Raw genomic sequence first — 10954 nt, forward strand, 5'->3', positions numbered from 1 at the left:
TGAGCAGCCAGTTCCCATGGACGTGCGACGTTGCGTCTCACGGCAGCAACCTGGTTTCTCCCCATCCTCTGTGTCGCTGTGGTGATATAAGGGAGCACCTTGGGTGACGATCTATCCGCGTGCATCCGCCTCACCCGCGTCCATCCGTGTTCCACCCCTCCTCCCGTCGCGCTCAACGCCCCGCACCGCTGTGGTGACGTAAGGTAGCAACTTGGATTATGATAACTCAAGTTGCCACCTGTGCGGTGAATAAGCCACAGAGACTGACTAACCGGACAAACAGCACGACATTGCACTACGTCACGTGGCATAAATGTGCGAACGATGCAGGTGGCGGCTATGCTCTCGTGCTATGTCACACTTCATGGGGGCAATCTGGGTTATACACATTCTCTGTGTCCTCCGTGTCTCTGTGGTGAACTAAGGTAGCAACTTGGGTTATGATAGAAGTATCTACTTGTTGCGAGTAACTAACGACGGAGGGGACATGAACGATCTCTTCGCATTGCATTGGAATGGGCCGCCATTTGTACTCTTCAGTGGGCCACACCTGATTGCGCTGACGTGTGTCGCCGTTGCCTGTGTCTGGATACTTGGCCCTGGCCGTCAGATGTCGGCGGAGGCAGGACGCTACTGGCGCTATGGATTAGCGTTTATCCTGGCGGTCAATGAGCTGGCGTACAACTGGTGGTTCTGGGTACACGGTCTCTGGTCAATTCAGTATATGTTGCCGCTGCACCTCTGCACCATGTTTACATGGCTCTCTGTCATCATGCTCCTCACCCGTAGTTATCGCATCTTCGAGTTTTCGTATTTCATGGGGATTGGTGGTGCGGTGCAGGCATTGCTCACACCCGACATCGGCGTCTACGGCTTTCCCCACTTTCGGGCATTTCAGAGTTTTATTTCGCACGGGGGCATCGTGCTGGCCGCGTTAACAATGATCGCACTGGAAGGATACCGCCCCACCTGGCGTTCGGTAGGGCGGGTGATCATCGGGGCGAATCTGTTGATGGCGGCGGTCGGCGTCGTGAACTGGTTGCTCGACAGTAATTATCTCTTCCTGGCCCGTAAACCGTACACGCCGAGTCTCCTTGATCTGCTCGGCCCGTGGCCGATGTACATCATCTGGATGGAGGTGATCGGCATTGCTACTATTCTGATTCTTTATCTCCCATTTGCCCTGGCCGATCTCCGTCAGAGATCACTGATGACGGTGAGTAAATGATTCCGGTAGGTGGAACTGACCAGGACGTTCCAGCATTCCGGCAATTCCTGCCGAAGTGTAGCCCATTCCGCTTCACGCGCCGCCAGATAGCCAGCAACCGCCGCCGGCGCATGGTCGGTATGGGGTGCCAGTAAACCACGCGCTACACTAATATCGTTGAGAGCACCGAGATGATCCTGAAAATCGATGAGAGGTTGCAAGAGATCGCCCAGCCGTTCACCGACAATATCACTGACCAGCTCAAGGGCGTAGCGCAACCGCTTGCCGGCTATTCGCATCGCATGCAGGCTCGCTTCATCTTCAGGCAACCCATCACGATCATAGGAGCGTAGCGCTTCGTAGTGAGCGTACAGCATACTGCCTGCGTGATCACGCACCCGCGGTCGGTTGTCCCATCCTTCATTGACGCATGCCAGTTGGGCTAATGCCCGCAGCTCACGCTCATATTGTTTGGCGGATAAATAATTCACCAGTTCAGCGTGCGCAGCCATTCGTTCGGCCCGTATTGCCTCAATTACCGGTTCCAGACCGCTCATATCACGACCGGTCATATCGTGGAGCAAGACATCTCGATCACGGGTGGCACCGGCCTGTCGAGCCAGTGTGCGGACGGCGACAGTTGCCTGTCGAGCAGCTTTGGCCGGGGCGACCGGCGATAGAAGGCGTAACGCGGCCCGAATCCGTCGTGTGGCGACCCGTAGATCATGCACCGCTTCAATCGTTTCATCATCCCTGACCGCCCGCGCCGTTTGCTGGAGACGACGAATCTGGCGTCGCAAGACGATTCGGCCCAATTCGGCAAATGGAACCGCCCCTGATGCATACCAGTAGGGCAGCCTGTCAGCCGGCTCGTCTTCACCGGCCACTTCTTCAACGACCGTACCCTCACTCTGCACCACAATTTCTGGGCGTAGCCCAATCACGCGCTCCCACAGATCGGCTTTGGCCAGTGCCCGTTCACTATCAACCGCGGCGTGTGGACCGGTAGCCACCAGGCTCAGCCGACCATTCCTGCTCAGAACCTGAATGGTTGTGGTCTGGGTCTGGCTATAATCGAAACCGTCGGCTACCCTCACAATTGCAGCTAGTTGCAGAGCCAGCTTTCGTGATCGCTTGTTCAGGCAGAGCACCGTTGGTTCCATTTGAAAGCGCGGCTTGCGCCGATGAAGCGCAACAATTGCCGCGATAATCAGGTGGTCGGCTGCATCGCCAGGGGCATGGCGCAGCACAATATCCCGACCGACCAGATGATGTTCAGATGGATCGGTAGTCAGACCAACATTGTGTAACAATGCGCCAGCCTCAACCAGCACACGTGCATTGGATGACCGGTTTTGGTCTAACGCATCAAATAATGTCAAAGCGTGATCGGCTACCTGACGGGCATGCGCTCGGTCAACCCGATATGCGGTGAGCAATGTCTCAACATAATCTGTCAGGTGTGTGGTTGATCCCATCTGCCTACTCCTCTCAGGTATGCAAGAATTACTTGCGCTGTAGTAAGGCCATGCCCCGTTCAAGCTTGCTCTGGCGTTCGGGCATAATGTTGACCAGTGCGCTGAGTGCAGCAGCCAGTTCAGTTATATCATAGACCGATCCTGTCGGCAGCACTTCCAGTTCCAGTTCGCAGATTGGTGCCTGTTTTTTGCCGGCATAGATGGTACCCTGGTCGAGACTTAGCTCAACGCGATCCTGCCCATCACGATGGGCGTGAATAATCCGTCGATTGGTTTCGATGGTCAGCAGTGGGCGTACTGGCGCTCCCAGTAACAGCGCCTGCGCCAGATCACGGGCCGGTCCTTCTGGCCAATGAGCTGGATCGGGATCATCACCGGGAAACTCAAACTCTGCCCGGTGGTGAATGCCCTGGTCATCAACACGGGCCGGCCCTTTAAGCGTGATAATTGATCGCTTGCCAATCTGCCGAATCCGCAAGCCGTAACGTGCCTGAGCCAGCCTGCCATCAGCACTATCGTAATAGGTGTTCCGTTGCTGTTCACTGGCCATCGTGCGTAACGTATATGGCCCAAGCGCACTCAACGCCGCCAGTCGATCCATGTCGCTGGCGCTGATCTTGTACTTTGCCTCAATTTCCATAAGGAACTCCGCGAATAGGTTTGGTTATGCCTCATGTATTGTAATGGGTTTTGCGTATTACAGGGCGAGTATGCCGACGCTGAACACCGGTTTTCTGCAATATAAAAGTAAAGAAGTGGTATACTTGCCATCGCCAGTGGTGTTCGGTCAATGAAAGGAGGCCACGTTCGCATGAGTGCTGACTTTGAGCGACTGATCGGTCGCGCGGTGCTTGATCCCGACTTTCGCAAACGTCTGCTAGCCGATCCGGATGCAGCAGCGAAGGAAGTCGGTTTGCAGCCCGACCCGGAAGAGATGGATCGCCTGCGGAAAGCCCTTGCCGATCCAACGCAGCGAAAACAGCTTGAAGATTTGGAGCGGCAGGCGGCTGCTCCTATTTGGAGCTGATAATACGCTCTTCTGAATTGATTTATTCAATGCAAAGCATTCGCAGGGTATATGAAATCGCAAGATATTCAATCATTTAACGAGTTACTGAAACAGCTTGATATTGAAAGCGACCAGCTAAGCCTGCGTTTTACCTTGCGAATGCTTAACATTCTTATGTTCACGCTAACCATCATAGCGTTACTCGTCATGTTTATTCCACCCCTGTCGTTGCCAATAGCGTATATGATGGTTGTAGTTTCGCTTGCAATAAATGGGATTATTGAATGGTTGATTCGCAGAAACCGTGAAATAGTGGGAGCGAGACTCTTCGTTGGTTGGACAAACGTAGGGGTCATTGTGTTCATGCTCGCCAATACGGTTGAGCTTGACTTGATAGGTACAACAATGTTTGCGGGAATTACTCCGTTATTTGTAATTTTGAGTGGACTGTTATTAGGATGGGGTTTTGCCGGTTTTGTTGCGATTGTCAATCTTGTCATTGTCTTTCTAACCTATGTCTGGTATTTTGCAACCATTGGTACTGAACGTGGTGTATTTGAAGAGACGACCGGTTTGTTCGTACCGATCCTCCTCTATACCGTGTTGGTATGGGCGGCAATTTCATTCTATCAGTATCAACTGACGTCATCGCGTCAAAGGTTGAATCAGGCCCGTTTCCGTCTCATTCAGGATCAGATATTGCACCACGATCTCGAAATTGCGCACTCGCTTCAGCAACGTCTCTATCCACCACCACCACCGCTGTTCGGGAATATCCGCATTGTAGCGTATTCTGAACCTGCCCGCGAGACGAGTGGCGATTTTTATGATTTTGTCCGGTTGTCAGAGGAGCGTTGGGCGATTGTCGTTGCTGATGTTACCGGTAAGAGTATTGCCGCTGCCATGGTCATGGTGATGATGCGCTCAATTCTACGTTCCTACATCACTACTGAACAATCACCGGCAGCGATACTGCGTGCCGCTAACAATGCACTCTACCGTGATGGCGTTGGCTTGCAATATGTCACTGTTTTCCTTGGCATCCTCGACTCATCCACTAATATTATTACATTTGCCACTGCCGGTCATCCCTTTCCTTATCTCCGTCGAAATGGCCAGATTCAAGAGATCGGCTATGGTTGCCTCCCTCTTGGTGCTCGTCTTGATCAGGAATATTGTGAGACGACGCTGCAACTTCAGGCTGGCGATCAGCTTTTTCTGCTCACCGATGGGTTTTTTGAGGCACGAAATGCGCAGCGTGAACTTTTTGGCTTTGAGCGGTTGATGATGGCAATTGATCAGTCTGATCCCACCGATCCGCAACGTGCGCTCGATCATTTGTTATCGGCTTTGAGCCAGTTTCGCGGCAATACCGAACAGAGTGATGATATGACAGGGATTATTCTCCAGGTACTGGGGTAAACGCATGTTGAGCCTGTTCCCCCTTGAAGAAGCGTACTGGCAACGAGTCTATTCCCGCCTGATCGCTCTATGTGACCCACTCCCTCCCATTATCCGCTATCCGCTGAATCAGGTCTTCGATAGCGAGATTCATCGTATCTTCACCCTCTGGCCGGTCTGGTTGTCACCATTGTTGCCATTGCCGTCGTCTATCATCGAACGCCTGAGCCTGGCGACATTGTGTGGTGCCTGGGCTGCGGCCATCCGCGATGCGTGTCTTGATGGTGAACTGACACAGGCTGCCGCGCCGTTGACCAGGGCTTTGTGGCGACGAAGCTGGCACTTGTTCGGTACGCTGGCCGTTCATCGCGAGTTGCTGGCAGACCTGGAACGACGCATGGTGGCGGCGTACCGCCAGGAACTCGCAGTCCGAACGCATACCGGTTCCTGGCAACCGACTCAACTGCAATCATTGACGGTGCATTGGGTTTGTGCACGCGCAGCCGGGTGGCACGTGGTGCAACGTGCTCATATCATGCTTGCCGGTCTAAAGCTCAGCGATCCGTGTGCCATCGCTCTGAGTGCTGCACTCGATGCACTCATCCTTGCCCGTCAGCTTCGTGATGATGTACACGATCTAGCCGACGATGTTCGGACCGGACGGGCTAGTTGGGGTGTTCGGCTGATTGCGGAGACGATCTGGCGTGCAGAGGGATGTCTGGCACCGATCGATACGCAACGCATTGCCGGACGCTGGCTCATCGATCATGCGCTGCGCCGGGAACTGGCCTTGATCCATGCTGCCCTGTGTCAGCAGGCGATGCGTGCATTGATTCCCTACGCTGCACATATTCCCCGCCTGATCGATCTAGTGACGATGGAATGTGAGGCTGGTCGGACAATTGCGACGATCAATCTGCTACATCTGCCCGGTTAACCGCTGTTGCCATCGGGTAATCCGCTCGTCGCTATCGATGCAGGAGTCTAACGCATTGGCTGCCGGTTCCAGCGCTGCGGCGCGCCCGATCAGGGTGAGGCGACAGAGCGGTCGGGGTTGGGCAGAGAGGCGCAATGCGCTCAGAGTCCATCGTCCGGCGACCAGATGAACTTCGTCTGCCCACGGTGAGTCGGTGCAGTATACGATGCCCTTGGCCCGAAAGATACCATCGGCTGCCAGTCTGCGCAGGGTCTGTTCGAGCGCAGTGCGTTGTAATGGTAGATCGCTTTGCCAGCTCGTGACGGCAAATTCGTCGTGCAGGTGCGGACTTTCGGCAGGTAGTGTGCCATCGTAGCGTGGGCTGAAGATCAGCGTCGGTGGTACATCACCCTGGACGATTGGGACGAGCGGTGCCCGCCGGTTGATTGTGCGCAGTTGTTCACTAATCTGTGCGATGGTTTGCGCAGAAACCAGGTCGCTGTGGGTGATCAGGAGCAAATCGGCGAGGTGTATCTGGCGCAGTGTGAGTGGTGAGGCCGCCATCGCCTGCTCGTAATCAACGGCTGAGACGAGGGTAACCAGTGTATCGAGTGGAATATCGGCAGCGCGAAGCTGTCGGATCAATGCGCCCGGCTCGGCAAGGCCACTCGTTTCAATTGCGATGGCTGTCAGTGGCCCACTGGCTAACAGTGTTTCCAGCGCGAGGAGCAGGTCACTACCGGCGACGCAACAGACACAGCCACCGTTCAATTCGATCAGTGGCCCAGCATCACTCTGGGCTAATAGTTCGCCGTCAATGCCCAACGTGCCAAATTCGTTGACGATCACTCCAATTCGCTGATCGCCACGACTCAGCAGGCGGCGCAACAGTGTCGTTTTGCCACTACCGAGAAAACCGCTGATGATCGTAACTGGTATGGATGGTGCGTTATTTTCCATCGGCATAACCGGTTAACTCGACATAACCACGACCGCGCATGCTACCCTCTACCTCCACCGCGCCCTCCCAATAGACGACTGCCGTGGGTAGCTCTTGATCTTGCAGTGCCGGCGTGATAACCAGATCAATCCCATAACGGGGAATCCGCAGACGCCAGCCAGCCGGGTAGATCGCCCCACTCTTCGGACTTTGCCAGGTCGCAGTGACGTCCAGCTCAACATCACCAGGGCCGAGGATGATCACTGTGTCGTTGGGGAGGAGCAGACTACCACCGACAAATGGCGACGGTTTGCCATCGGCTGCCCGGAGCTGATAGTACATCAGGTCGTGGCCGCTCTCAAGCTGTAAGGCAAACCAATCCCAACCGGTCATCCCTTCTTCCAGTGCACTGGTGCCCCACTCGCGATCCATCCAGGTCAGTCCGCTCACCGTATAGGTCGTTGAACCGATCTGGATGGTGCCGTTGCTGATCATCCGGGTGAGCGAATAGTAGGCCGATGCGTTGCCCACCTGCGACCCTTTCTGGCTGACTCCGGCATTCCCCTGCAAGACCGGTGGTCGGCTATTGACGGCAACCAGGTCGAGAGCAACCTCATCCTGAGCAGCGCGGAGGCGCATCGTCATGCCTTGCGGGCCACTTCCTTCGACCGACCAGTCATTGAGAAAGACCCGGAACGGTTCGCCGCTGGCGCCTGCCAGACCAAGCGCAGATCGGCTGAAGCGCTCGAAGGCGTAGAAACGACCACCATCAATATCGCTGATCGCAAAGTGTGCCATATAGACATCGTTGGTTGCCCAGGCCGACTCACGGGCTGGCGGATAGGGACTGAGTGCCCGGCGGAAGAAGGTGAGCTGAAAGCCGAAGCGCCGGCCATCGTCGGCAGTCAGGTTGCCGGTGTAGTACCACCACTCGGTCTGGAACGTTGGATGGGGGCCGTGGTCAGCCGGAAACACAAACGGACGTGGTTCGATCACCCGCTCAAAACCCTCAATATTATCGGCATTGACCGCTTCAATCGCGCTGATGGTGGCTTGAACGGTAGGCCGGCTGGTAGTAGCGCAAGCGGCGAAGCCAACCGCAGTTATCACAATTAAAAAACATCTGAGCCAGAAGTGCATAACGTTTCGTCAATTCTAGCGGTTTATTAGTAGACACTCTTCTAGTAGTGTACCACGGGTCTAGGTCGTTTAGCGGTCCGTATGCACCTCACCGCAGAATTGGTGAGGTGGTGTAGTGCAATGAGGGTGTTGCTATGATTGAGCCTGACAACGATGCACGGGTGCTGGTCGTTATCGTGCCACAACCGCACGATCTTGAACGGGTGCGTATTGCCGGCTGGTATCGGTTGCCACTGCGACATGCCCCGCCCCAACTGGCCGCCGATTATCTGGCGTTCTACCAGCCGGCGTCATTTGGGGCAGTGCGCTGGCAGGTGCAATACTATGCCCCTGTCCTGCGCTATCAACTGGTTCAGCGGCGTGACCTGCTCCCTGATGAACCCAACCATCCACGTGCAGGCGATCACTATTACCGGATTGATGTTGGGCCGCTGTATGAACTGGAACATCCCATACCGGCTGCCCGTCTCCGTCGGATAACGTTTATTGCAACGACCTTTGGCCGCTTGCGGCAGGCGATTGACATCACCGATCTGTTTATGCCACCGCCACCACCCGACGTGTGGGGAGCCGGTTTGGCCGGTAAATCGATCACGTAGCCGATTGTCACTCCGTCGTTGGGATATTGTGCAGAGGGCCGGGCTGCCTGTAGCAGTGATTGCCACCTGTTCACACAGGTTGACGAGGCAGCCGGCCCTCGTCGGTGTCCATTGTGGTGAGAAACAGCTTGCTACACTCTACTCAGCAACCACCTGCCAGCGTAGCGTCTGGCCGGCGGCAAACGGAACGACATCGCCATAACGCATCGGTACCTGCCAGGGGTCTTCGACCAATCGCACGGTGCGGGCTGGCGGGTTCAGGCCGTGAATCCGCCGAGCATTCCCACTCACGAAGTCGGGCAGGCGGTCGAGTGCGTTGTGACGCTCGAACAATTCCACCAGCATCGGCAGCAACACCGGCGCCGAGAAGACACCGGCAGCGCAGAACGCGGCTTCTTTGCGATCTATCGGATGCGGTGCCGAGTCGCTGCCAAACATCAGTTTGGGATGGCCGGCTAATGCCGCAGCCAGCAGTGCATCACGGTCAGTCGGACGTTTGGCAATCGGCTTACAGAAGAGATGCGGCTGCAACAGACCACCGGCCACATCGTCGAGAGTGATCAAGAGGTGGTGAAGGGTGACAGTGGCAAACAAATTTGGGTAACGATCCAGCAGGTCGAGGGCGGCAGCCGTTGTGATATGCTCCATTACAATCCGCAGGCGTGGGAACGTGCGGGCCCAATGTTCATACACCGGCAAAAACTCAGCTTCACGATCCAGCACAAACCCGTGACTCTCGCCATGTACCAGGAGCGGAATGCCCAACTCTTCCATCATTGCCAGCGTTGGCTCAATCGCCGTCAGGTCGCTGACCCCACCGGCGCTATTGGTCGTTACGCCTTCCGGGTAGAGCTTAATCGAGAAGATATGCTCACGCAATGCCTGCAAGGTTTGGGCATCGTAGGGGCGAAAAAACAGGGTCATCAGCGGGAGAAACGGGTACGGGTCAACCGCAGCCCGAATCTCCTCGTGATAGCGGGCAAGGCGGTCGGCGTTATCCACCGGTGGCACGAGATTCGGCATGATCACCGCACCGGCAAACTGCGCAGCGGAGAATGGTGCGACGAGGCGCAGCATGGCGCCTTCGCGCAGGTGCAAATGCATGTCAAGTGGGGCAAATAATGTAACTGTCATAGACGCTTTCCTGGCTGGCGTGGCAGGCGCAGTCGTGCCGCCACAAAACTGTCGTGAGGCAAATTAATCGCAGCAGTGATCCGACTGATTTCGGCACTCTCGGCGCCGGAAAGTTCGCCATCGGCGAGGGCAACCGCGAAGAGCGTGTCGAGAAAGCGTTGCCGACGCTCCACAGTGGTTGCGTCGGCGAAGGCTTTGGTCAGGCGAAAGAAATCGAGGCTGGTCGCACTCTCGTCGAGAGCTACCTCAGCAACCAGCGCTGCCTGCGTATCATCGAGCTGCCACCATTCCTTAAGAATGGCCACGATTTGGTCGTGTTCGGTAGGTGTTACCTGTTTATCGACATAGGCAACTCTTGCCAGTAAGCCCCCGGCCAGGGTCAATACGTGCAGCTCATCATGATCAAGCCCAAATTCGTCGATATGTTGGCCCAGCCGCATCTGTAGAGCATAGTAAATACGATTACGGATAAATTCTGGCAGGAGGTCTTCGCGGTTGGGGCCGCCGGCCCTTATGCCTAGTGCTAAGCGAAAGGCGCGTCCGATTTGAAACAGCAGACTCTGGCTATCCTGCGTCAGGGCACGTTGAATCTCCTGCACCACCTCGCGCTCAACTGGCGTGAGCACGCGGTCGGCGATCAGCAGTCGTTCGATTGCCTGCAAGACAAGCCGTTGCTGGCCTGGCGTGATGATTAAGTCGCGAAGATCGGCGATCAGGCGGGCACGTTCGGCAGCTTCCACCGGTGAATAGAGATAAATCTCCAGCTCCGCCCACTCATCGGCGGTCAAGGCAAACTGACCGCCGGTCTGACCAAGTTCGGCCAGCAGTCGTTTGAGGTCGTTGACTTCGTCAAGTGATAATTCACCATCGGCCCATGCAGCCGCGATAATCACTTTGGCCAGGGCCATCGCTAATGGATGTTTCGCCATAACAATTCCTAACCTGTTCCAGAGAGTAGTTTATCGCTATGGTATGCCATAGTAAAGCCTGATAACCGTATACGTTGTGTGGAGGGCAGCGGCCCCATCGTGTACTTTGCCGGATGGATAGAACTTATTTCATGCTTTGTTGCAACGATCGGATCAATCGAGACGCACGTACCGATGGATAGTATAGACCAATCCGTTGCG

The 10954-nt window shown here is 55.5% G+C and carries 11 protein-coding genes; 5 read left to right on the plus strand and 6 right to left on the minus strand.

The features are described from left to right. Positions 1 to 487 precede the first annotated feature (487 nt). The gene (locus VAE55_RS15770) at positions 488 to 1228 is read left to right on the plus strand and encodes a TIGR02206 family membrane protein (RefSeq protein WP_322816691.1); all 741 of its coding nucleotides are present in this window, start codon (positions 488 to 490) and stop codon (positions 1226 to 1228) included. On the opposite strand, the gene VAE55_RS15775 is transcribed toward VAE55_RS15770, so the two are convergent. Together VAE55_RS15775 and VAE55_RS15780 are read right to left on the minus strand one after the other, a co-directional pair. Continuing rightward, positions 1198 to 2685, minus strand: a complete 1488-nt coding sequence (locus VAE55_RS15775; RefSeq protein ID WP_322816692.1) for a CHAD domain-containing protein — start codon at positions 2683 to 2685, stop codon at positions 1198 to 1200. The genes VAE55_RS15770 and VAE55_RS15775 overlap by 31 nt on opposite strands. Positions 2686 to 2713: 28 nt before the next feature. Continuing rightward, complete coding sequence (locus tag VAE55_RS15780; RefSeq protein ID WP_322816693.1) at positions 2714 to 3325, minus strand: CYTH domain-containing protein; 612 nt, start codon at positions 3323 to 3325, stop codon at positions 2714 to 2716. A gap of 171 nt (positions 3326 to 3496) precedes the next feature. Between VAE55_RS15780 and VAE55_RS15785 the strand changes: the two genes are divergently transcribed. The 3 genes from VAE55_RS15785 to VAE55_RS15795 are packed head-to-tail and all read left to right on the plus strand — an operon-like array spanning position 3497 to position 6032. Continuing rightward, positions 3497 to 3712, plus strand: coding sequence for a Franean1_4349 family RiPP (locus VAE55_RS15785; protein WP_322816694.1), 216 nt, complete (start codon positions 3497 to 3499; stop codon positions 3710 to 3712). Between the two features lie 51 nt (positions 3713 to 3763). After that, a complete protein-coding gene (locus VAE55_RS15790) occupies positions 3764 to 5116 on the plus strand; it encodes a PP2C family protein-serine/threonine phosphatase (RefSeq protein WP_322816695.1) in 1353 nt (450 codons plus the stop codon). A 4-nt stretch (positions 5117 to 5120) separates the two neighbouring features. After that, a complete protein-coding gene (locus VAE55_RS15795) occupies positions 5121 to 6032 on the plus strand; it encodes a hypothetical protein (RefSeq protein ID WP_322816696.1) in 912 nt (303 codons plus the stop codon). On the opposite strand, the gene VAE55_RS15800 is transcribed toward VAE55_RS15795, so the two are convergent. Together VAE55_RS15800 and VAE55_RS15805 are read right to left on the minus strand one after the other, a co-directional pair. Then, positions 6015 to 6977: a CobW family GTP-binding protein gene (locus VAE55_RS15800; protein ID WP_322816697.1), complete on the minus strand. Its 963-nt coding sequence runs from the start codon at positions 6975 to 6977 to the stop codon at positions 6015 to 6017. The genes VAE55_RS15795 and VAE55_RS15800 overlap by 18 nt on opposite strands. Continuing rightward, positions 6961 to 8091, minus strand: coding sequence for a lipocalin-like domain-containing protein (locus VAE55_RS15805; protein ID WP_322816698.1), 1131 nt, complete (start codon positions 8089 to 8091; stop codon positions 6961 to 6963). The genes VAE55_RS15800 and VAE55_RS15805 overlap by 17 nt, the downstream gene beginning before the upstream one ends. Before the next feature lie 134 nt (positions 8092 to 8225). On the opposite strand from VAE55_RS15805, the gene VAE55_RS15810 reads away from it, so the two are divergent. Next, the gene (locus VAE55_RS15810; protein WP_322816699.1) at positions 8226 to 8690 is read left to right on the plus strand and encodes a hypothetical protein; all 465 of its coding nucleotides are present in this window, start codon (positions 8226 to 8228) and stop codon (positions 8688 to 8690) included. Positions 8691 to 8828: 138 nt separating this feature from the next. Here VAE55_RS15810 and pyrC read toward each other — a convergent pair whose 3' ends face one another. Beyond that, positions 8829 to 9824: a dihydroorotase gene (gene pyrC / locus VAE55_RS15815; RefSeq protein ID WP_322816700.1), complete on the minus strand. Its 996-nt coding sequence runs from the start codon at positions 9822 to 9824 to the stop codon at positions 8829 to 8831. Beyond that, positions 9821 to 10753, minus strand: coding sequence for a TerB family tellurite resistance protein (locus VAE55_RS15820; protein ID WP_322816701.1), 933 nt, complete (start codon positions 10751 to 10753; stop codon positions 9821 to 9823). Before VAE55_RS15820 ends, pyrC begins: the two co-directional genes overlap by 4 nt. Positions 10754 to 10954: the final 201 nt, after the last annotated feature.

Origin of the sequence: Chloroflexus sp., from assembly GCF_034432675.1 — a bacterium.
Classification (GTDB): domain Bacteria; phylum Chloroflexota; class Chloroflexia; order Chloroflexales; family Chloroflexaceae; genus Chloroflexus.